Raw genomic sequence first — 23,497 nt, 5'->3', positions numbered from 1 at the left:
TAAAAATCGAGACAAACCAAAGTAAAGGAAAACTCTCCACCCAAAAGGCAGAATAGTAATGGGTATTGTTTTGGTTTGAAAACAATACGAATCCTATTACTACTAAATAGAGTGTATTATAAAGACTGAATAGGTCCTCCCCACTTAAAACTAAAAACACCAAGGATAACAAACTTAATAATACTCCTATTACTTTGGTGCTTCTTACTCCTAGCCACTGTGGGAGTGTTTTAAGATACAGACTATCAAATCTTGTATCCCTAATTTCAAAAGGAATGGTAAGCGCAATAATCAAAAAAAATCTACTTAAGATATAATATATAATCTCTGTAGCTAATAAATTATAACCTTGACCAGTTTCAAAAAAAGGCAATACCGCAGTTGTTCCAGTCCAAACTAAAGCGATAACGAATATCTTTAGGCCACTCACATCTCTAAGATTTTTTGTCTTTGGCAAAAAAGGGAGTACATATAGTAGAGTTAATATCCCCATGCAAACAATAAAAAGAAAAACTTGAAGCGTCATTGTAACTAAGATTATTCCCAACGGAATGATAGATAAAAGGGACAACAAAACAATTTTCTTCAATTCAATAGTAATGGTTTCACGCTTCAATTTTAACACTGGATAATATTTAACAAAGTTGTAAGCCACTACTGTCGAAAAAAAAATGAACAACATTATATCACTGTTCACTGTCAGATTAAAATTCTGAAAAGTCACCATTGTAAAAGAGACAACGGCAAGCGCTACATGAAGGCTTGAATTGATATAAAACTTGAAGGCTTGTTGTAAAAAATTCATAAGCACAAAAGTAAAGTTTATTCAAAGTAATTTTCTTTAAAACTTAACGATAGTCTATCCATCTTTAACAATCGTTTCATTTAAAATAATGTAATTTTGTGAGCAAATTTCTAAAAAATCTTAAATGAATATAGAGTCATTTGCATCAAGACATATTGGTCCTCGTGGAAAGAGCATAAAAGAAATGCTTAAAGCCGTTGGAGCTGAGTCAACAGGTCAGTTAATCTACGAGACTATCCCAGACGATATAAAGTTAGAACAGAAGCTAGACTTGCCCGCTCCGCTGACTGAATATGAATTTTCTAAGCATATTAATTCTATCGCTAAAAAAAACAAAACTTTTAGGTCTTATATAGGTCTTGGTTACCATGAAGCAATTTTTCCTGCGGTGATCCAAAGAAATGTTTTTGAAAATCCAGGATGGTATACCGCTTACACACCTTACCAAGCTGAAATTGCTCAAGGTAGACTTGAAGCCTTGCTTAATTTTCAAACAATGGTATCTGACTTAACAGGTATGGAATTGGCTAACGCTTCTTTACTAGACGAAGCTACTTCTGCAGCTGAAGCCATGAATTTATTATATTCTGTAAGAACAAAAGGACAAAAGAAAAATAAGGTTGTTAAGTTTTTTGTTGGTGATAATGTATTACCTCAAACTTTAGCTTTATTACAAACCAGATCTGAGCCTCTAGATATCGAATTGGTTGTTGGAAAATATGATGAATTTGATTTTGATCCCAGTTTCTTTGGTACGCTGGTTCAATATTCTGGTAAATGTGGAGAAATTAATGATTTTGAAAACTTTACCAAAGAAGCAAAAGAAAATGATATTAAAGTAGCTGTCGCTGCTGATTTACTTAGCCTTGTTTTACTTGAGGCTCCTGGAAATTGGGGAGTTGATGTAGTCGTTGGAACCACGCAACGTTTTGGAATTCCGCTTGGTTATGGAGGGCCACACGCTGCTTACTTTGCAACTAAACAAGATTATAAGCGGAGCATCCCAGGAAGAATTATAGGAGTTACTAAAGATCTCAATGGAGATACTTCTTTAAGAATGGCTTTACAAACTAGGGAACAGCACATCAAAAGAGATAAGGCAACTTCCAATATTTGTACTGCTCAAGTTTTACTTGCCATTATGGCTGGAATGTATGCTGTATACCACGGGCCAGAGGGTCTTAAGCACATTGCAAGTCAAATTCATAAAAAAACAGTAAGTCTATCAGACGCTCTTGAAAAATTGGGATACTACCAGGTGAATAAACTTTACTTCGATACTATTCTTATAAAAACTGATGCTGATAAGGTTAAAGATTTAGCTGAAAAAAAAGAGATTAATTTTTATTATCCAGATTCTGAAAGTGTTTCCATTTCTTTAAATGAAACTACCTCTTTTGAGGACCTCAACGATATTCTTGATATTTTCGGAGAGGCAAGTGAGAAAAAAGCTTTAAAACTTCAAGACTTAAAAGAAGGTATCATTTCGTCTAGTGTATTAAGTAGACGGACTGAATTTTTAACCCACGATGTCTTCAATGTGTACCACTCTGAAACAGAATTGATGCGTTACATAAAAAGGCTAGAAAGAAAAGATCTAGCTTTAAACCATTCCATGATTCCACTGGGATCTTGTACCATGAAGCTTAATGCAGCATCAGAAATGCTTCCTTTGTCCAATCCACAATGGGGTAATATTCATCCATTTGTTCCTAAAGAGCAAGCTATGGGCTATCAAGAAATCCTAAATAGTTTAGAAGATTATTTAACGGAAATCACAGGATTCTCAGCTACCTCATTGCAGCCCAATTCTGGTGCACAAGGTGAATATGCTGGTCTAATGGTGATTCGTGCTTATCACAAATCCAGAGGGGATTCTCATCGGAATATCTGTTTAGTGCCCTCTTCTGCTCACGGCACCAACCCTGCAAGTGCGGTTATGGCCGGAATGAAGGTCGTAGTAGTTAACGCAACCGAAAAAGGTAATATCGATATTGAAGATTTAAGATCTAAGGTTGAAAAGCATAGCGAAAACCTAGCGGCCTTAATGGTGACTTATCCTTCTACTCACGGTGTTTTTGAATCAGATATCAGAAAAATTACTACGCTTATTCACGAACATGGTGGACAAGTATATATGGACGGCGCCAATATGAATGCCCAAGTAGGCTTAACAAGTCCAGGAAGAATTGGCGCAGATGTTTGTCACTTAAATTTACACAAAACCTTTTCTATTCCTCATGGAGGTGGTGGCCCTGGAGTTGGTCCTATATGTGTTGCAAAACAACTTGCTCCTTTTTTACCAAACAATCCTTTGATAGAAACTGGCGGGACTCAGGCCATATCTTCCATTTCTGCAACTCCTTTTGGATCTGCTTTTGTATGCCTAATTTCATACGCTTACATCAGAATGTTAGGAGAAAAAGGGCTTAGAGAATCTACAGAGTATGCTATTTTGAATGCTAACTATATTCAAGATAGACTAAAAGGACATTACAAAACCTTGTATTCTGGAGAAAAAGGAAGAGCTGCTCACGAGATGATTATTGATTGTAGAGATTTTAAAGAGTATGGTATTGAAGTAAAAGATATTGCCAAACGCCTTATCGATTACGGATTTCACTCCCCTACAGTTTCCTTCCCAGTAGCGGGAACTATGATGATAGAACCTACAGAAAGTGAAAGTAAAGCAGAATTAGATAGATTTTGTGAAGCTATGATTTCTATTAAAAAGGAGGTAGAAACTTGTACAGTTGATAATCCTAATAATGTATTGAAGAATGCACCGCATACGATGGGGATGCTCACCGCAGATCATTGGGACTTCGACTACAGCCGACAAACAGCTGCTTTCCCATTACCCTTTGTTTCAGAAAACAAATTTTGGCCAACCACCAGACGAGTTGATGAAGCTTATGGTGATAGGAACCTTACCTGTACATGCGCTCCAATAGAAGCTTATATCTAGAATTATCACTGAAAATTATTCAAAACCTCCTTAAGCGAACTTTCCTTAAGGAGGTTTTTTTATAGTTGATAAGTTTAAACCAAAACAATGAACTTATCCCAGACTGAAAAACTAAAACTCATTGAGTTTACAAAAAATCACTACGTTGACTTTAATGATGTAAGATTACTTATTACTAAAGACTTAGAGGACCACATTTTACAGCAAATGAAAGAAGATGAAGCACTTTCTTTTGAAGAGGCGCTTCAAAATGCATATAAAAATTATGGTGTAATTGAATTTTCAGATGTTTCTGATTATTATACAAAGGAAATCAAAACCTAGATTTTGGTTTTTAGCAACTGCATGTTTTTTGATTATATATTCTGCGATGATCTCACTTGACTCTATGCCTTTTCTTCTTGCTAGTGGTTTCATACCAGTAATTATATTTGGATTGATCTTCTATTTTCGCAAACTTCATAAGGAAATTAAAGAATTAAAGAAAAGGGACAACTACTTTTACTTAGATTAACTTCTTGTGTCTAATAATTCAATTCTATTTCCATTTATTCCAAATTAAATTTATAACGTCGTATAAATAAATTGAATTGTTTTTTGGTGGATTGAAATTAAAAATAAGTAGCATAAGCTTAGTTACGGTAATTATTTTTATTAAAAAGCAGGCGAAAAAGAAACGATTTATTATGACATTATAGGTTTAAATTGGGATTACCTTCATGCCTTTACTATTGGCTCCTCATATCGGTAGGCTTAGTGAAACCCAAGATTTATCTATGGCTATTTTAGCATTTTTTACGATGGTTCCATTTATTGCTTTCTACTTAATTTACTTTTTACTCTATAAAGAAAGATCAGAAATTCAAAGAGAACTTTTTAAACAAAAAATTAAATTTAAAATTCAAGTTGTTTAAAATCAAATTCAAGATAGACATCAAAAAAGATTAGATTTGTTGAAAAATTTACAATTAAGTTACATTAACAGTAACTTGCGTTAAAAAGTGTTCACATATGGATAATATTAAAATTGTTGGTGTTGGGAGCTATATTCCAGATATAATCAAAAAGAATGAAGACTTTTTGAAAAGTGAATTTTTCAATCAAGATGAAACTGCTTTTGATGCTCCCCCTGAAGTCATTATTAAAAAGTTTAAAGCTATTACTGGCATTGAGGAACGACGATATGTTGGTAACGAACTAAACATGTCAGACATAGCGACATTTGCCGCTGAAAAAGCTATAAAAGATTCAGGTATAAATGCAGAAACTCTAGATTATATCATCGTTGCCCATAATTTTGGGGATGTAAGTCACGATAAGCAGCAAGCAGATACAGTCCCTAGCATTGCTTCCCGTGTCAAAGAAAAGTTACAAATTGAAAATCCAAGCTGTGTGGCCTATGATCTACTCTTTGGTTGCCCAGGTTGGATAGAAGGTTGTATACATTCCTTCGCCTTTATGAAAGCAGGAATGGCTAAGCGGTGCTTAATCATTGGCGCAGAAACCCTTTCGAGAGTGGTTGATCCCAATGATAGGGATAGTATGATTTACTCTGATGGTGCTGGTGCTACCATTTTTGAGAATACAGATTCATCTGGTGGTATTTTAGCACACAAGACAGCAACCTATGCTAAGACAGAGGCCAACTATATTTACTTTGATAAGTCCTTTTCACCTAAACGCGAAGATGATCGAGCCTACATAAAAATGTACGGTCGAAAAATCTATAATTTCGCATTATCCAAAGTTCCTGAAGCGATGAAGTCGTGTTTAGAAGAAAGTGGTAAATCCATTACTGATTTGAAAAAAATCTTTATCCACCAGGCTAATGAAAAAATGGACGAAGCTATTGTCCATAGATTCTTTAAGCTGTTTGACAAAGAAACGCCTTTAGACATCATGCCGATGAGCATCAATAAACTTGGAAACAGTAGCGTGGCAACCATACCTACTTTATACGACATGTTTTTAAAAGGAGATTTTGAACACGAAAGTTTAAAGCTTGGAGATACCATTATGTTTGCCAGTGTTGGTGCAGGTATGAACATAAATGCTATAGTCTACGAAATCTAGACTGTCCATGTACGAAAAGCATTATCCAGAAAAGCGTTTCAACATTACCATGGAGTTTTTAAAAACTCAAGCTCCCTCGCCCTCTACGATTTTAGATCTTGGGGTTGAAAATCCATTTTCAAAACTCATGTCTACGGAAGGCTATTCCGTTGAAAATACTAAAGGTCAAGATTTAGATCTAGATCAAAATCAACTTTTATCGTCTTCAGCAAAAATAACGACTGCTTTTGAAATTTTTGAACACCTTTTATCTCCTTTAGAAATTCTAAAAAGTATACAGAGTGAGCACCTAGTTGCTAGTGTCCCTCTCAGACTTTGGTTTTCGAAAGCCTACCAAAGTAAAACTGATCCCTGGGACAGGCATTATCACGAATTTGAAACTTGGCAATTCGATTGGTTATTAGAGAAAGCAGGCTGGGAAATCATAGACTCTAAAACCTTTACCCATCCCGTTCGTAAAATTGGCTTTAGACCATTACTTAGACTAATTACTCCTAGATATTACTTGGTATATTGCCAAAGAAAATCCTAAGCTGTGGACATCATCATCATTATTCCTGCCTATAACGAAGAAGCCCATATTGAAAAATGCTTGACCTCATTGGTGAATCAAAGCTATTCGGCAAAACATATTTTGGTAGTCGATGATGGATCTACAGATAAAACACCCGAAATTTTACGTAGCCTATCTTCTACCCATGAAAATATAACCTATGCCTCAAGAGAAAAAAGCTTTAGCCATGAACCTGGAAGTAAAATTGTAGAGGCTTTTAACTTTGGCCTAGCTAGTTTTACTAGCTCCTATGATATTCTTTGTAAATTTGATGCGGATCTTATTTTTCCAAATCATTATCTAGAAACCTTACATAAAGCTTTTGAAGCCAACTCAAAACTCGGCATGTTTGCAGGGTTTTGTAGTATCGAAATTGATGGAGTCTGGCAGATTGAAAAATTAACCAATCCAGATCATATCCGAGGAGCCTTAAAATCTTATCGCCAAAATTGCTTTAGGGACATTGGAGGTTTGACCTCTGCTATGGGCTGGGATACTATTGATGAGATGAAGGCAAGATATTATGGATGGGACGTAGAAACCGATAAAATACTTGTTGTTAAACATCTTAAGCCCACTGGACTCCATTACTCTAAAAGTCTACCAAAAGTTTTTGGAATCTCTCTGTTTAGAATGCGATATAGTTTGACCTTAGCCTTTTTAACCTGTTTTAAAATGGCATTGAATAAAAAGAAACTGGATTTTTTCTATAAAGCAATGCTCGCTTATTTAAAATCTAACTACAAAAAAAACTCCTTCTTAATCAATGAAAAAGAAGGAGCCTTTATTAGAAGATATAGATGGCGTAAAATTAAGCGGCGCTTATTTTAACACCTCAGAAATAACCTTCCCTGTTGCGCCATTGGGAAGTGCAATTCCTAATAAAGCTGAAATGGTAGGAGCGATATCTGGAATGTGATACCTAGTATAGGTTTTACCTTGTTGAATACCATTTCCAAACATCAACAGCGGTGCCTGGGTATCGTAATTATTTCCACTACCATGTGTCGACCCTTTTCTTGAGTATGATATATACGAGTTCTGAAGAACATAAACCACATCTCCACTTCGCTTCTGGTGAAATCCTCTTAAAATAAGTTCTGCAGGATTCCCACTAAAATCACTATGCTCGAGCATTTCCCTAGTGTAGACTTTATCGATATTTTGGTAGTGTAGCAAGAAGTGCTTGATTTCATTTTGTGCAGATACAAAATCAGTGTAAGTTTCAAACTTAGAGTCATCTAAGAAAATTTGTTGGTTCTGTATTTCCTCTACAATATCGACAAGTCCCAGGTTCTCTCTCAGATGGGCTTCTAATGCGCTTTGCATCTCCCCTGTTTCGAAATATCCAGCAGGGATTTTATTATCTTTTAGAAATTGAGGCACATGAACAGCACCATGATCTGCCGTTAAAAATAAGGTGTAATTTCCTTCGCCTACTTCTTGATCCAAAAACGTCAATAACTCAGCAATGCTTTGGTCTAATCGGATATAGAGGTCTTGGATTTCCTTAGAATTCACTCCAAAATTATGACCTGTATAATCTGGGCTAGAAAAACTTAAAGTGAAAACGTCTGTAAATTCATCTTGCCCTAGCTTTTCATTTTTAATAGCTTCTTTTGCAAAATCAAGAAGCAAGTCGTTTCCAAATGGTGTTGGTCTTATAATCCCATAGTCGCCGTTGTCTTTAGCTAATTTCTTAAGGTCGTATGGAAATGTAGCTTCTTCTTTCCCTTTAAAACCGTTTTCATAATTGTTCTTATCGGGACCACTTTCAATATAAGTGGAAATATCCTTAAGTGTATTCCATTCTTTAAGGTAACTTTTTGCTGTACCAGACGTATTGAAATCCTTCACCCATTGTGGCAAGTCTTTCATGTAATAATCACTTGTAATAAAGTCACCACGATCATATCCTGCAAACCAATAGGCTGCATTAGCAGTATGACCGGCAGGTAGAATGGCACCTCTATCCTTTAAGGAAACTCCAATTGTCTTCCCTTTAAATTGGGTATGTAATCGGTTTTGATCCGCAAAACTAGTCGTTAACATGCGTTGGGGAGACATTTTCCCAGCTTTGTTATCTGGCTCGATTCCAACGGCGTTCACTGATGGATCTGAGGCACAATATACGCTGGTTTTCTCAAATTTATCGTACCAGTTATTTGCGATAATACCATGATTCATAGGACTTGTACCTGTATATATTGAGGTATGACCAGGCCCTGTATAGGTAGGCACATAATCGAAATGAAAGTTTTTCATTTCAAACCCTTCTCTCTGCAGACGTTTAAAACCATCTTCAGAATAGTGGTTTTCAAATTTAGTCAGGTAGTCGTAACGCATTTGGTCAACAACTACACCAACAACCAGCTTGGTATCTTGTTGAGCAAAAAGACTTATGTGGGTAATTAGTACTAAGAAAAGGCTAAATACAATTTTCATGATATATTAATTTTGGATGCAAATATAGGAAGTTGTAGAGGTTTTAAGTTTATGCTTTAGTTAAATTGAATCCTCGTGTTTTTATTCTATTTTTATCAAAAATTCAAAAAGGCTTAGAGCAAATGCTATCAAATTACATTAAAAGTATTGGTCAATACTTCATCATGATTTATGAAACCTTTAGAAAGATGACCAAAACTTCAGAATTGAAAAGGCTTATTCTACAAGAGTTAGATGATCTTATCATTAGTTCTTTAGGAATAGTAGTTTTTATTTCATTCTTTATAGGAGCAGTTATCGCTATTCAAACAGCTTTAAATTTTTCTAATCCTTTTGTGCCCAAATCACTAATCGGATTTGCAGCGAGACAGTCTATCATCTTAGAATTCGCTCCTACGTTTGTCGCTATTATTATGGCAGGTAAAGTAGGGTCTTATATCACCTCTAGTATTGGTACTATGCGAGTTTCAGAACAGATAGATGCTTTAGAAGTGATGGGGATAAACTCTTTAAATTACCTTGTCTTTCCCAAAATTATTGCCATGTTCATGTTTCCATTTGTCATTGCGATCTCTATGTTTGTTGGAATCATAGGAGCTTACACAGCGAGTGTTTATGGTGGATTTTTAAGTTCAGAACAATTTTTAGCAGGGCTTCAAGAAGACTTCATACCTTTTCAAGTCTTCTATGCCTTTTTAAAATCATTTGTTTTTGCGATTATTTTAGCTACAGTTCCTTCTTTTCATGGATACTATATGAAAGGTGGCTCACTCGAGGTAGGGCGTGCAGCAACCACCTCTTTTGTATGGACGAGTGTGATTATTATTTTTATGAATTATTTCATCACCCAATTGTTATTAAGTTGATATGATAAAAGTTGAAGATTTACATAAGTCTTTTGAGGATCTAGAAGTTTTAAAAGGCGTCAATACTGTATTTGAAAAAGGTAAAACCAACCTTATCATAGGTCAATCTGGCTCAGGTAAAACAGTTTTCTTAAAGTGCTTACTTGGTTTGTTTACGCCAGATAAAGGAACCATTCTATACAACGGCAAAGCTTATCAGAACTTTTCTAAAAATGAAAAAAGAGAGTTGAGCAAACAGATGGGGATGGTGTTTCAGGGCGGAGCCTTATTTGATTCTATGACCGTTGAAGAAAATGTGGTTTTCCCATTAAAAATGTTCACAAAGATGACCAAAGGCGAGATGAAGAATCGCGTTCAAGAAGTGTTGGATAGGGTGAATCTTTTAGATACTAATGATAAGTTTCCCTCAGAAATTAGTGGAGGAATGCAAAAGCGAGTATCCATAGCAAGGGCGATTGTCAACAAACCTAATTTTTTATTTTGTGATGAACCCAATTCGGGTCTTGACCCAAGAACAGCTTCTGTAATCGATAATCTTATTCAAGAAATTACACATGAAAACGATATCACAACGGTGATCAATACTCACGATATGAATTCGGTTTTTGAAATTGGTGAAAACATCGTCTATCTGGAAAACGGACTAAAAGCATGGGAAGGCAACAAAGACAACATTTACAAGACTGATAATCAGAAATTAACTGACTTTGTCTATGCGTCAAACTTATTTCAAAAAGTAAGAATTACGCAAAGAGAAGGACTTTAGTTAATGGATTGTACTGAAATATTTTCCAAGCTCAACTTATAAGACAACCAGTCTTTCAATTTATTGAGTTTCATTTTCTTTTCTTCTAAATCTATTTCAGCATTCCATTTAATACTGAATGTTGGTATGGTATCCATGTTTTCAAAGTTCGACTTGATGACATCAGCAAAACTAACCTCTACTACATTATTGTAATTCAATTGAATCTCTTTCACTAATCTATCAAATTTTACAATTCTATTACTTTTTTGCATGGTCCTTAGTTCATAACGTAAATCTTCTATTTCAGCTTTAGACATGGCAAGTTCTAAAGAATCTCTGTTTTTTAATTCAACCATATATTTCAATTGATCAAAATTTTCAGAATTTTCATTTTGGAGGACTTTAAGCTCGGTATCCTCCAAATATGGGTAGTTTTTTAGCTTGTCTTTCCATAACATAATGACTTCTTTTGGAATTTCTTTTCCTAAAAACGAAGCCTCTATAGTTGGGCCTGTGCCAGAATTATAAGAAATGACTGTTGAATTTTTTTGAAGAAAAGACTGTTTGTAATTTTCTAATTCTTTTTGGACAAAAGTATTCGCATCATTGGTAAAGTAGGATTCTTTCAATAAATTATAAAAGAGATATATGCTGGGAATTATAACGATAACAGCAATAGAGGAAGCGATCTGTGCAATTCTTTTTCTCCTTAGTGAATTGGCATATTTCACTAATGGAAATCTTAAAAATTTTGAGACTAAAAACGTCGTTAAAGCTATGAAAATAGTGTTGATAGTAAATAAATACATGGCTCCACCAAATATACTTAAGTCCCAAACAGCTAAGCCATAACCAGCTGTACAAAGCGGAGGCATTAAAGCAGTGGCAATCGCCACACCAGAAATAACGGTAATTATAGTTCCTCGTTTTGCCTTAGCTATGATTAGAGCTAACCCACCAAAAATAGCTATTAAAACGTCTAAAATTGTAGGATATGTTCTAGATTCAAGCTCAGGTGTTAATTGTGTTAAAGGAGATAGCTGGAAATAAAGAAAGGCCGTTAATAAGCTTAAACCTACCATCACTCCAAGGTTGATGAGTGACCTCCTCAAAGAGTCCACATCATTAATAGCAACTGAAAAACCTAACCCTACAATTGGCCCCATAAGAGGTGAGATAAGCATAGCTCCAATAACTACAGCAGTACTACTAACATTCAAACCTATTGAGGCAATTATTATAGAGAATATTAAAATCCATGCCGTATGCCCTTTGAACGGAATATCTTTAAGAATAGCTTCCGTAGTAGCATCCTTATCCGTATCATGTGCTATATCCAGAAGCTCATAAAGAAAATGTTTTATGCTACCAAAGGACTCTTTTAAACTGTTTTTTACCTTTTCTGAGGATTCAGCATTTGAATCGTTTTCAGTGTTTTCTGAGGTTTTGTCTTTATTGTCTTCCATAAGTTAACCAAGGTTTTCTCCAAACTTACCCATGACTAAGTTACGTATTGTTTTAATGTCTTGTTCATCCTTCTTAGGCAGTATGACAAGGATGTTTTCGTTCTCTAAAACTATGTAGTCATTTAAATCTTTTATAATGGCTATTTTACCCTTTGTGGTTCTCAGAATATTATTAGACGATTCTATAAATTCAGATCTCGCGTTAATACTTACATTATCATTCTCATCTTTATCCAATTGATCATGTAGAGAGCCCCAAGTCCCTAAGTCACTCCAGTCGAAATTAACTTCGATAACGCCAACCTGTTTTGCCTTTTCTAAAATTCCATAATCGATAGAAATACTTTCAGAATTAAGATAGTTGTCTTTTAAGAAGGCTTCTTCGTCGGTAGTATTTAATTTTGCCCAGCCCTGATTAAATAAATCAAACATATCGGGAAGGTGATTTTGAAACTGATCGATAATAAAAGAAGTCTTCCAGATGAAAATACCTGCATTCCATAAATAGTTTCCTTCTCTCAAAAAAGATTGCGCTGAAGCATAATCAGGTTTTTCAGTAAACTTTTCTACAGACTTTAAAGTGTCTTCGCTATGCTTATCATATTTGATATAACCATAGCCTGTGTTTGGAAATGTTGGTGTGATACCCAAAGTCACCAAGAGATCTTTATGAAAACAGGCTTCAAAAGCTTTGTTAACGTCTTTAGCAAAGGCCTCCTCATCTTCTATCCAGTGATCGCTGGGAGCAACTATCATACTAGCCTTTGAGTTTTGCTTGTTAATTTTAAGCGCAGAAAGAAGGATACAAGGAGCTGTATTCCTCATCGCAGGCTCAGCAATAATTTGTTGACCTGAAACTTCAGGAAGCTGTTCGGTAACTAAACCTACATAGTCGGTGTTAGTAAGAATGAAAATATGATCTTGAGGTACAATCTTATTTAGTCTTAAAAAGGTTTGTTGGAGTAGTGATTTTCCAGTCCCTAACATATCTTGAAACTGCTTGGGATAAGCTATTCTACTTACTGGCCAAAAGCGTGAGCCAACTCCACCAGCCATAATCACGGCATATTTATCTTTTTCATCCATAAAATTATACTATTTTAAAAGGTCTACTTCAGCATTGGGTTGAAACACATACACTTTACCAGTGTTTACTTCTTGGCATTCGTATCGCTTTTGAATCCTTTTCCCTTTTTTGAACATCCTTCCATTGTGGATTTTGAAAATGCTACCAATAGGTATTTCAAATATATAGTTTTTATCATTGGATTTATCATAGCGCTTAAGGCTTAAAGAAAGGCTTGCATCTGTATCGCTACTGGCCGTTGGTTTCTTGAAATGCCTCGCTAATTCCGGAAGGATATCGTTAGGGAAAATTTGAGGATGGATAAATGGCAACATCAATTTTTGAAACGTGTCTTTCCACTCTGGTCCATGAGGCTTAATCGAAAATCCATAAGACTTGAAGGCTAGTAAGTGAGCTACTTCGTGAACCGTGGTAATTAAAAATCTATATTTATTGAGATTAGCATTCACCGTTATCTGATGAAATCCATCAGGTTTTAGTCTATAGTCCCCATGTTTAGTTTGCCGTTGACTGACTATTTTCAGTTGAATATTATAGGCCTTAATCATACCTAAAATGGGGTCAACTGAACGCTCTGGCAAATATTTCTGGAGGGTGTCTTTCATTCAATAATCAGGGTGTTGAACTGGAAACTTGCAGCAATTTCCCATTGTAAAACTGCTGGCCTTTTTCAGAAAAGTCCTTGATATAATTAGCCATTTCTAAAGCAGAATTAGGGGCTTGCAAGCCAGGAAAAGCTTCTTCGAGCATTTCAGTTTGAACTGCACCTAAAGCTAGCACATTGAAGGATGGCCCATTTTCTTTGTATTCTTCCGCCAAGAGCTCTGTTAGCGTAATTACTGCTGCTTTACTAGAGCTATATGCCGCTAAACCTGGGAATTTCATGCTCCCCTGTACTCCTCCCATACTACTTATAGTCACCACATGGGTTTTAGAATTCATGAGAGGTAGCAAACGATGAGTCACATCAAAAACTGAGAACACATTGGTTTCATATACTTTCTTGACGTCTTGCATCACGGTGTTCTTAAATTCTTGTTTTAAAAACTGACCCACATTATTAATAAGAATATCTAAAGTTTGAGTATGAGATTGAATATATTTTATAGCAGCTTCTATACTCGAAGATTCACTCAAATCACAAGACAAAGCATGAACCTTATCTAAACCAAGCTGTTTAATGGGCTTTTCATTTCTGGATAAAGCAAATATGGTATGACCTTCAGAAGCAAAAAGCTTAACAAGTTCAAAACCTATTCCTCTACTGGTCCCTGTGATGACAATTGTTTTTGACATTAATTTAATTTTACGGTGTTTTCTTCAGAATTTATCAATTGAAGTACGCCAGGCTTGAGATCCTCTATAAGCTTGAGGTAAGCATCCACATCGAGTTCTTCAAATTCATCGTTCACATGATGGTAATACTCATAATTGGTAAAGTCGAATGTGCAAATGGTTTGAGCAGGCACATTAAAGACTTCAAAAAACGGATAATTATCACTGCGTTTAAAAAGACCATATTCAGCAGCTTGAGGAAGAAATCCTAAAAATTGATCTTCAACTTCATAATAACTATTAAAGACCTCAGCTAAATTTGAAGTCTTATAACCAGAAACATAGGCTCTATACTCTTTGTCCTTCATCTGAACGCCAAGCATTTCAATATTAAAAACAACATAAGGAACAACGTCTTGGGCTTTCATTTTCTCGGCTAAGTGCCTAGAACCTACCAATCCTTTTTCTTCAGCAGAAAAAAGAGCAAAAATCACATCTCTACCTAAGTCTTGATCCGCTAAGAATTTTGCCAGCTCGAGTACTGCAACTGTACCAGAAGCGTTATCATTTGCTCCGTTTGCAATACTATCCCCTTCTACAGACTCAATGATGCCGATGTGATCGTAATGAGCACCTATCACAAGAGGCTTTAAATTCGCATTAGTTTTTGAAGATTTTAAAACTCCGACGACATTGAAACCGTCGACTTCTTTTAACTTGAAAGAGTCGCGATAAGTTTCAAAATAAGGTTGAACACCAAAACTAACAAAAGCTTTTTCGATATAAGATGCAGCTTCGTCAATCTCTTCAGAACCTGTATCTCGTCCATTCAATTCATCTGAAGATAAATAGTCTAGAGCTGTTGATGCTGAATACTTAAATTCAACAGTTTCACTTTCTTTTGAAACTTGTTTTTTTGCTTCTTGTACTTCTTGTGCTGAAGTTTTACTAGAAGTGGCTAAAAGGAAACCCACACAAAGTAATAGTAGTATTTTTTTCATAAGGTGAATATAAAAAAACTGCCTTTAAAGACGGCTATATGAGTCTAAAAAGGCAGTGAAAAATTTTAATTATTTTAAATCTAAGCGAGCATTGTCACTGGATTTTCCAAATAAATTTTAAGAGTTTGTAAGAATTTTGCTCCCGTGGCTCCATCTACAGTTCTGTGATCACAAGCTAAGGTTAAGATCATGGTGTGTCCTACTACAATCTCACCTTTTTTAACCACTGGCTTCTCTACAATAGTACCTACTGATAAAATCGCAGAATTGGGTTGGTTAATAATGCTTGTAAATTCAGTAATTCCAAACATACCTAAGTTGGAAACTGTAAATGTACTGCCCTCCATTTCGTTAGGCTGTAATTTTTTATTTTTTGCTTTACCGGCAAGGTTTTTTACATTGGAGCCAATTTGAGTTAAACTCTGTTGATCTGCAAATTTCAATACAGGAACAAGCAAACCTTCGTCAACTGCTACAGCTACACCAACGTGAATATGATTTGCTATTTTAGTTACCTCACCATCCCATGATGAATTGACTTGAGGATGTTTTCTCAATGCCATCGCAGAAGCTTTAATCACAAGATCATTAAAGGAAACTTTAACGTCTGGCATGTCGTTGATATGAGATCTGGAGGCCATGGCATTTTCCATATCCACCTCAATATTGAGGTAATAATGAGGTGCAGAATTTTTAGATTCTAACAATCGTTTAGCAATCGTTTTCCTCATTTGAGAGTTTTTTACATCTTCAAATGACTCTTCCCCAACAGGAGTATACAGTTCAGCAACTGGTAAAGAAGGCTTTTCTTTTGGTTCTTCTATGGAAACTTTTTCAGTTTTAACTTCAACTGCTTGCACTGATGGCTTGAAGTTTTCAACATCTTTCTTCACGATTCTTCCATGATCACCAGACCCACTAACCTTTCTAAGGTCTATCCCTTTATCTTCAGCAATTTTCTTAGCTAAAGGAGAGGCTAGTATTCTTCCTTGTTCATCTGCATTTTCATCAACGTCTAGCTCCAGTGATGTTGTCGCTTTAGGAACATCTTTAGTCTCTTCAGAAAATGGTTCACTTTCTTTGTCTGAACTAGAGTCAGATTTTGATTTTGAACTTTTTCCTTCGGGTTTAAGAGATTTTAAAACTTTATCAACGTCTGTTCCTTCTGGTCCTATAACCGCAAGAACATCATCAACTGGTGCAGATTCACCTTCAGCTATACCTATATAAAGAAGTTTTCCTGTATAGAAAGATTCGAATTCCATCGTCGCTTTATCGGTTTCAATTTCAGCTAAAATTTCACCTTCTTTTACATCATCCCCTACTGACTTTAGCCAAGTGGAAACTGTTCCTTCCTCCATAGTGTCACTTAGCCTTGGCATAGTAACCACCTCTACTCCATCGGGAACTTCGGAATCGTCATCATCAGTCTCTTCACTTGCCTCTTCTTTGGAAGTGGATTTTGTAGAATCCACTGCTTCAGATTCCTCAGTTTTTCCATGAGAGGAATTTTCTTTGCCAGAGTTTTTAATAAGATCGTTTATATCTTCTCCTTCTTCACCAATGATGGCTAGAAGGGTATCTACAGGGGCTCCTTCACCCTCCTCAACTCCAATATGCAAAAGCACACCATCGTGGAAAGATTCAAACTCCATCGTTGCTTTATCAGTTTCGATTTCAGCTAAAATTTCGCCTTCCGCTACCTTATCTCCTTTTTGTTTTAACCATTTAGCGACAACACCTTCTTCCATGGTGTCACTAAGTCTTGGCATATTTACTACTTCAGCCATCTAAATTATAATTTATGAGAAATGAAAGGATAGTCTTTTTGATCGTAAACAACATCATACATCACGTTTTTGTCTGGATAATCAGACTCGTCAGCGAATTTTTCACATTCTTTAACTTTGTCTTTTACCCGCTTATCAATGATCTTAAGATCATCATCAGTGGCATATTTTTTATCTAAAAGTATTTTCTTTACTTTAGAAATAGGATCAATTTTTTGATATTCCTCTACCTCGTCTTTTGTTCTATATTTTTGAGCATCACTCATAGAGTGACCTCTATAACGATACGTTTTTAAATCGAGAAAAGTAGGTCCTTTTCCAGCTCTTGCTCTAGTAATCGCTTCATCAAGAGCCTCAGCAACCTTCGTAGGATCCATGCCGTCTACAGGCCCAGAGGGCATTTCGTAAGCCAAGCCTAATTTCCAAATGTCTTCGGAGCTAGAGGTTCTTTTTACTGAAGTTCCCATCGCGTAACCATTGTTTTCAACACAAAATACTACTGGCAAGTTCCAGTTTGCAGCCATATTAAGGGTCTCATGAAGAGAACCCTGTCTAGCGGCACCATCACCTAAAAAACATAAAGTCACTGCATTGGTATTGAAATATTTATCCGCAAAAGCAAGACCTGCTCCCAAAGGGATTTGTCCTCCAACAATACCATGACCACCATAAAAACGATGTTCTTTAGAGAAGATGTGCATAGACCCACCCAAACCTTGAGAGGTTCCAGTTGCTTTTCCGAACAATTCTGCCATAACCCGTTTTGGGTCTACACCCATACCAATAGGCTGAACATGATTTCTATATGCCGTAATCATTTTATCTTTCTCCAAATCCATCACATGAAGAGCACCAGCTAGGATGGCTTCTTGTCCATTATATAGATGTAAGAAACCTCTAACCTTTTGTTGAATATAGACTTGAGCCAACTTATCTTCAAATTTTCTCCAAAACAGCATGTCTTCATACCATTTCAAATACGTCTTCTTCGTTATTTTTTTCATTTACAGCCTAATTTTATTTGCTCTTATTTTATTGAAAATCAAGAGACAAAAGTAATACTTTATGTAGGAATTTAAAATTCTTTGAGAACTATTAACTTTATAGAAACTTATTATTAAAGGCTAAAGGTAAAATGTCCAGTAAAGCATCTACTTTTATGACTTTACCAGCCGTTCCTGTAAAATATATTTCTATAGGTTGCTTTTGCTTTTGCTCGTATTCCGCAATGGCCTGTCGACAAGCCCCACATGGAGCTATGGGTTCTAAAACGTCATGCTTTTCTGAAGTTGCTGAAATTGCCATGGCTTTGATAATAGCCTTAGGATAATTTGCTCCAGCTGCGTAAATAGCAGTACGCTCTGCACAAAGCCCAGAAGGATATGATGCATTTTCTTGGTTGTTACCGGTCACCACTTCTCCAGTATCCAAAATCAATGCGGCACCTACCTTAAATTTTGAGTAAGGAGCATATGCGTTATCTCTAGCTTCAAAAGCACTTTTCATAAGATTTTGAATAGACAATGGGAGCTCGTTTATACCATCAAAAATTTGAATAGTTGTTTTTAGTTCTTTTTCTATCATAATATTTATGTCATCTAGACAAAAAAGTATCAATTGAATTGATACTTTTTTTTTCTTAATTATAATTAATATTCTATGTAAGTTCCGTCTCCTATATTAAATGTAAGACCAAATCTTAAGGTTCCTTCCAGTGGATTTTGAACCGTAGAGGTCGAAAACAAATAGGAGGCGTCTATGTTGATGGTTGAATATTTAAAACCGGCTCCCATAGTTACAAATTTTCTAAAGCCTTTGTCTTGAGATTCATTAAAATAACCCAATCTTAACGCAAAGCTATCTTCAAACCAATACTCTGCGCCAAGAGCCCAATTGATTTCTCGAAGTTCTTCTGAAATCCCGTCAGGTGCATCTCCCCACGATGAGAAAATAGCTCCAAACTCGCTTTCTCGTCTATAATCTAAAAGAGCTTGTTGGCTCTCTGGTGAAATTTGACCTTGTTCATTCCTTTCAATTTTTGGTGGAGTAGGCACTAATAATTTATTGATCTCCAAATGTATACCAATAGTATTTGATGCATCTAAAATAAAATCAAAACCAGCACCCGCTTTAAAGTTTGTCGGCAGGAAGTTTTCATCTCCAGCATCATCATACTTTATTTTGGGCCCGATATTACTTATGGATAAACCACCTCTCCAGCGGCCATTAAAATCTTTATAAAACTTTTCCTCACTTCTATAAAACATGGAGACGTCTGCTCCAAAACTACTCGCTGCGGAAGCATCTGCAATTCCTGTTGGAAATCTTAAATTGGAGTTGATAAAACGGCCAGTTACAGCCATAGAAAATTGTTCACTTAATCGCAAGGAATAACTTAGATCAATAGCAAATTCATTAGGCTCTACCTCTCTTGCGATTTGCTCTGGTGTATCTCTAAACTCTACTCCTCCTAAACCAAAATATCTTATGCTAGCGGCTACTGCGCTAAATTCATCAATTCTTGTGAAATAGGATAAGTTAGCCAAATTGATATCACTTACAAGTTCTCTTAAGTAAGGGGTATAGGACAGACCTATCCCCGTTTTTGTTTCTGAGAAGGCAAACTTAGCGGCATTCCATTGCTGAGAAAAGCCATCGACTCTGGTGGCCACCCCTTGGTCTCCCATTCCAGAAGACCTGGCATCTGCTGCAATAAGTAAAAAAGGAACCCCCGTAGTGATAACTCTACGATCGTCTTGAGCCTGTAAACTGCTGCTTAAGTATAAAACGGCGATTAAAAATAATGGTATTGATTTCATATGTAGTTTTGAATTGACAAATATATATAATTTAAAGAATGACAAGTTTTTCATATTTTTCGACTTTTTGTTGAGTTAATGTAGATTTGACTGTTAATTTATAAACGTAAACCCCTTTCCCTATTTTATTACCAAAATCATCTCGCCCATTCCAGCTTAGGTCTCTAAAAAGAAATCCATTGGTATTAGCAATTTGATTTTGTGTCCAGACCAATTTCCCAGTAACCGTAAATACTTGGACCATCACCTCCAAAGGCTCGAAAGGACGGTTGTGGTTAAACCAAAATTCTGTATAATCAATAAATGGATTAGGATAGTTTAAGACCCTAGTTATTTTAAGCTCATCTTCTCCGGCGACTACAAATTGAATGTCTTGAGTTTGAGAATTATTGTACACATCCCAGGCTTTAAAACTTAAGGTATGCTCACCATCTTCCAAGTCTCTGAGTCTGAAGTAAACCTTACCGTTTGTAAAATCATCCTGTTCAGCTTCATAATATTCATTTAATATAATAGGGTTTGACTCATCTCCGTCCAAGATCGCTATAATATCATGACCAATCCCCCCCGCAGTATTTATACCATTATCATCTTCCAAAAGTGCGAAAATAAATGGCTGATTATCAGTTATCCCCCCATTCACAAAGTTTTCATCATTCATGTAAAGATTTATAAGTGGGCCTTGGTTATCTTCTGGTGCATCTTCATTAAGTCCACCAATCAAAATATCGGTATTAAACCCACTATATTCCTCAAGTTGATTTTCTCTAGAAGAATATAAACTTACTCTCCCTTGTTCTACGGGTAAGCGCGTATCTTTTGGCAACACAAATTCAAATTCAAACTCACCGTTAACCACACTAGCTTGGCCTCTAAAAAGGTTCTCTCCTAAAGTGGTAAAGTTCATAACTCCAAGTTCTCCATTTCTTATAGCTCCGTCGTTTCCTAAGGTTTGTCTATCGATTCTCTTATCGAACACAATAGCCGAAAGATCTCCATTATACTCTTGAAGTCGTTGGTTATTGGTATTCAGGATTTGACCTTTAAACTTGTATTTCCCTAAGGCTTGTAAGGTGTCTGTAAATTGGCCTATAGGAATATCATTTATACTAGATAATTGAATTCTTGGCTTAGGAAGGGGGAGCCTCATCGCTGGGTCCCCTATAAAAAAGACAATTCGTTTACCATTTCCTGAAATGTCTTGTTTTGCCCTAGCCACAGATTGAGCTATCGTTTCATTATTATTTGAAAAGTCAAATAATAAAGGAGCAAATACATTATTAAACTGTACTCCTGCAAAAACACTTATAGCCCTAGTCGTCGTTACTAACGAAACAGCTCCTCCATCTTCATTCCAAAAGGTAAGCTCTCCTCCTGTCATTCGAAGTGGGTTATCAAATTTGGTGAATTCACAAGTTATCGTTACGAAACAATTGAAACGAGCTGGATTTCTCCAATCTTGAGTATTGGTTTGTGTAACGATTCGCTCTTGAGCCAAGCCATCTTCCCCGCCGTGTCCAAAATAATTAACCACAGCAGCTCCCACCTCTATGGCGTCTGTTATAGACCGGTTGACATCTGGATATCGATTTCCTCCAGCACTAGTGACTTGCTGGAAAGCATCCGAATGAATTTTTTTGACGTTGACCGTGGGTTTGTTAGCCGAAATTACATCACCAAGATTATCCAAATCTACTTGCAGACCATAATCATTAGAATCATCTGCATCGTCAGAAATAAGCACAAAATTATTTCGCCATTGCGCATAAGATTCCTTTTGTTCTGAGGAAATTATTTTATCGACCACCGCATTAGCCCGTTGTGGAGTGTCTGCTAAAATTCTACCAACGGCTAAATCCATGATTTCTCCTGTTCTCATTTGTCCTTCATCTGGATCCATCAACACAAAAAAATCGTCTGACATAAATGAGGAAACCGTTGTAGAAAAGCTTCCTAAACTTTGATAAGTAGGGACTATACTAGTATTCCCTTGCAACCTATTTTTATAGTCTACAGAAGCATCTCCAATCAAGCCTAAAAATTTAATCCTATTTGCAGGCGAAGAAGCATTATCATAAATATATTTTACAAAATTCCGAATAGCTCCTATGTCTTGTTTACCAGAATTAAATTCTTCGTAGATGTCCTCAACGGTAACAGTTTTAACCACTAGCCCATCAGTGTCTCTTCTATATTGAGCAAGTCGATTGGCAGCGGACATAAAATCTGAACGTGTCACTATTAAGTAATCTATATCTTGAAATTGACCTTGGGCATTTGTGAGAATACTCCCCTTCAAATTTTGACGAGGAACTTGCTCATTACCAAATTCTATACTTGGCGAAAAATAAGTGGAAGTCACCGCTTGAAATTCTTTCGCTGATCCTAGTGAGCTTTTGAAAGAAAAAATATTGGCTTCATTAGGATTTGATATAAAACTGGGGTTTATAGGATCTGTGATATCCCATATTTGGTCTACTTCTGAAGAGTTTTGGATGAGGTACTCACCAACTCCTGGCAAAGTACTTACATCCGTATTTTTAAATTTAAATTGAGCTTCACTAGCGATAAGATCTCTTCTGGCTTCTAAGGAAATGTAGTCCAAAAAACCTCTAGCTCCTGGATTCCCATTTTTATTGTAAGTAAGTTGTATCGTGACTTCATCTGTACTTGAATTGACTTGGGTTGAAAACCGAGTACCACTTGAAGGGTTATTATCCCTAGTCGCCGAAAGACTAATTGAACTATTTAGAGGCTGTCCATTGATCGAAGCAGTAAAAGAGGATCTTAATGGAGAAATAGCTCCTAGGTTAATATTTAATTGGATAGGCTCCAATTGAACAAGATTAGGAAACGTAAACTCATAAGTCCGTTCAGTTTCCACATCAAACCTATCACCAAACCATTTACGCCCTACTAGTGATAAGCTAGTTTCATCGACTTCATAAAATTGATAATCATCAAATTCTGTAATTGTAGTCGTTGCTGAGACCACAGGCTGACTTAAAGTTGACATGCGTTTTCCAACAGATGAATTCACTGTCAAATAATAATACGACCTATCTGCATAAAGATTTAAGTTGGTTTCATTTTCTTCACTCCACCCTTGAGTATTAGTGGCATAAAACAAAATATAATCCCCTGAATTAAAAACCCCGTCTCCCCCATCAATAACTTGGATAGATAACTCTGGAGGATCAAAATAAAAATTGTCTTGATTTACTAAGGGGAGCATTCCTCCACCATGCCCAAAGATTTTAAGATGACTAGAAGGAATATTATTTTCAGTAATCCCCAAACTTCTAAGGAATGAAAAATCCAAACGGTGAGCACCTGTGTTTTCAACATAAAACTTAAAAACATTCCCACTATTAAAAATCGAATTGGAAACCGCAGAAGTGTTCCTTAAAAGATTTTCATTTCTAGTGTTGGTGGCGGAAGATTGAGAAGTGGCTGAAGGGACAACTTCAAAAGAAACAATTCTATATATAGAGTTGTTTTCAGAATAAAAGGGGTTTAAGATTAAAACCAACTTGGTAAAGTCAGGCCCTTGAGCTAATTTAAATTTATAAGATAATTCATCAGGAATAGAATTTATTTG

At 36.0% G+C, this 23,497-nt stretch carries 20 protein-coding genes; 8 read left to right on the top strand and 12 right to left on the bottom strand.

From position 1 onward, the window contains the following. Nucleotides 1-805, bottom strand: an 805-nt coding sequence (locus CXF67_RS01490) for a UbiA prenyltransferase family protein (protein WP_102087137.1), incomplete at its 3' end; no start/stop codon positions are given. Nucleotides 806-929: 124 nt separating this feature from the next. On the opposite strand from CXF67_RS01490, the gene gcvP reads away from it, so the two are divergent. The 6 genes from gcvP to CXF67_RS01460 all read left to right on the top strand — a co-directional run bounded on the left by gcvP (nucleotide 930) and on the right by CXF67_RS01460 (nucleotide 7,230). After that, complete coding sequence (gene gcvP, locus CXF67_RS01485; protein ID WP_102087136.1) at nucleotides 930-3,773, top strand: aminomethyl-transferring glycine dehydrogenase; 2,844 nt, start codon at nucleotides 930-932, stop codon at nucleotides 3,771-3,773. A gap of 87 nt (nucleotides 3,774-3,860) precedes the next feature. After that, the gene (locus tag CXF67_RS01480; RefSeq protein WP_102087135.1) at nucleotides 3,861-4,097 is read left to right on the top strand and encodes a hypothetical protein; all 237 of its coding nucleotides are present in this window, start codon (nucleotides 3,861-3,863) and stop codon (nucleotides 4,095-4,097) included. Between the two features lie 395 nt (nucleotides 4,098-4,492). After that, entirely contained in the window at nucleotides 4,493-4,687 is a 195-nt protein-coding gene (locus CXF67_RS18015) for a hypothetical protein (RefSeq protein WP_102087134.1), read from the top strand. 97 nt (nucleotides 4,688-4,784) lie between these two features. Next, a complete protein-coding gene (locus tag CXF67_RS01470; RefSeq protein ID WP_102087133.1) occupies nucleotides 4,785-5,846 on the top strand; it encodes a 3-oxoacyl-ACP synthase III family protein in 1,062 nt (353 codons plus the stop codon). A 7-nt stretch (nucleotides 5,847-5,853) separates the two neighbouring features. Continuing rightward, the gene (locus CXF67_RS01465; RefSeq protein ID WP_102087132.1) at nucleotides 5,854-6,378 is read left to right on the top strand and encodes a class I SAM-dependent methyltransferase; all 525 of its coding nucleotides are present in this window, start codon (nucleotides 5,854-5,856) and stop codon (nucleotides 6,376-6,378) included. A gap of 3 nt (nucleotides 6,379-6,381) precedes the next feature. Further along, entirely contained in the window at nucleotides 6,382-7,230 is an 849-nt protein-coding gene (locus tag CXF67_RS01460; protein WP_102087131.1) for a glycosyltransferase family 2 protein, read from the top strand. Here CXF67_RS01460 and pafA read toward each other — a convergent pair. After that, nucleotides 7,222-8,844 carry an alkaline phosphatase PafA gene (gene pafA, locus CXF67_RS01455; RefSeq protein WP_102087130.1) on the bottom strand — a complete coding sequence of 541 codons (1,623 nt, stop codon included), beginning with the start codon at nucleotides 8,842-8,844 and terminating at the stop codon, nucleotides 7,222-7,224. The two genes, CXF67_RS01460 and pafA, sit on opposite strands and share 9 nt — an antisense overlap. A 122-nt stretch (nucleotides 8,845-8,966) precedes the next feature. On the opposite strand from pafA, the gene CXF67_RS01450 reads away from it, so the two are divergent. Together CXF67_RS01450 and CXF67_RS01445 are read left to right on the top strand one after the other, a co-directional pair. Further along, the gene (locus CXF67_RS01450) at nucleotides 8,967-9,710 is read left to right on the top strand and encodes an MlaE family ABC transporter permease (RefSeq protein WP_102087138.1); all 744 of its coding nucleotides are present in this window, start codon (nucleotides 8,967-8,969) and stop codon (nucleotides 9,708-9,710) included. A 1-nt stretch (nucleotide 9,711) separates the two neighbouring features. Beyond that, nucleotides 9,712-10,476 (top strand): ABC transporter ATP-binding protein, encoded by a 765-nt coding sequence (locus tag CXF67_RS01445; RefSeq protein ID WP_102087129.1) that lies wholly within the window; start codon nucleotides 9,712-9,714, stop codon nucleotides 10,474-10,476. On the opposite strand, the gene CXF67_RS01440 is transcribed toward CXF67_RS01445, so the two are convergent. The 10 genes from CXF67_RS01440 to porU form a co-directional block, all read right to left on the bottom strand. Next, nucleotides 10,473-11,924, bottom strand: a complete 1,452-nt coding sequence (locus CXF67_RS01440; protein WP_102087128.1) for a DUF389 domain-containing protein — start codon at nucleotides 11,922-11,924, stop codon at nucleotides 10,473-10,475. The two genes, CXF67_RS01445 and CXF67_RS01440, sit on opposite strands and share 4 nt — an antisense overlap. A 3-nt stretch (nucleotides 11,925-11,927) precedes the next feature. Then, nucleotides 11,928-13,010, bottom strand: a complete 1,083-nt coding sequence (locus CXF67_RS01435; protein WP_102087127.1) for a mannose-1-phosphate guanylyltransferase — start codon at nucleotides 13,008-13,010, stop codon at nucleotides 11,928-11,930. Between the two features lie 9 nt (nucleotides 13,011-13,019). Beyond that, nucleotides 13,020-13,616 carry a SprT-like domain-containing protein gene (locus tag CXF67_RS01430; protein ID WP_102087126.1) on the bottom strand — a complete coding sequence of 199 codons (597 nt, stop codon included), beginning with the start codon at nucleotides 13,614-13,616 and terminating at the stop codon, nucleotides 13,020-13,022. Between the two features lie 7 nt (nucleotides 13,617-13,623). Further along, entirely contained in the window at nucleotides 13,624-14,307 is a 684-nt protein-coding gene (locus CXF67_RS01425) for an SDR family NAD(P)-dependent oxidoreductase (RefSeq protein ID WP_102087125.1), read from the bottom strand. Next, nucleotides 14,307-15,287: a M20/M25/M40 family metallo-hydrolase gene (locus CXF67_RS01420; RefSeq protein WP_102087124.1), complete on the bottom strand. Its 981-nt coding sequence runs from the start codon at nucleotides 15,285-15,287 to the stop codon at nucleotides 14,307-14,309. Before CXF67_RS01420 ends, CXF67_RS01425 begins: the two co-directional genes overlap by 1 nt. An 80-nt stretch (nucleotides 15,288-15,367) precedes the next feature. Further along, complete coding sequence (locus CXF67_RS01415) at nucleotides 15,368-17,077, bottom strand: pyruvate dehydrogenase complex dihydrolipoamide acetyltransferase (protein ID WP_102087123.1); 1,710 nt, start codon at nucleotides 17,075-17,077, stop codon at nucleotides 15,368-15,370. Nucleotides 17,078-17,082: 5 nt separating this feature from the next. Further along, on the bottom strand, nucleotides 17,083-18,081 hold the full coding sequence (pdhA, locus tag CXF67_RS01410; RefSeq protein ID WP_102087122.1) for a pyruvate dehydrogenase (acetyl-transferring) E1 component subunit alpha: 999 nt from the start codon (nucleotides 18,079-18,081) through the stop codon (nucleotides 17,083-17,085). 97 nt (nucleotides 18,082-18,178) lie between these two features. Continuing rightward, a complete protein-coding gene (cdd, locus tag CXF67_RS01405) occupies nucleotides 18,179-18,661 on the bottom strand; it encodes a cytidine deaminase (protein WP_102087121.1) in 483 nt (160 codons plus the stop codon). Nucleotides 18,662-18,726: 65 nt separating this feature from the next. Next, nucleotides 18,727-19,896, bottom strand: a complete 1,170-nt coding sequence (gene porV, locus CXF67_RS01400) for a type IX secretion system outer membrane channel protein PorV (RefSeq protein WP_145990340.1) — start codon at nucleotides 19,894-19,896, stop codon at nucleotides 18,727-18,729. Between the two features lie 31 nt (nucleotides 19,897-19,927). Next, nucleotides 19,928-23,497, bottom strand: a 3,570-nt coding sequence (gene porU / locus CXF67_RS01395) for a type IX secretion system sortase PorU (RefSeq protein ID WP_102087119.1), incomplete at its 5' end; no start/stop codon positions are given.

Origin of the sequence: Psychroflexus sp. MES1-P1E (assembly GCF_002836055.1) — a bacterium.
Taxonomy (GTDB): Bacteria; Bacteroidota; Bacteroidia; order Flavobacteriales; family Flavobacteriaceae; genus Psychroflexus.
Note: the sequence above shows the minus strand (reverse complement) of the source record. Positions and strands in the feature narration are given on the sequence as shown.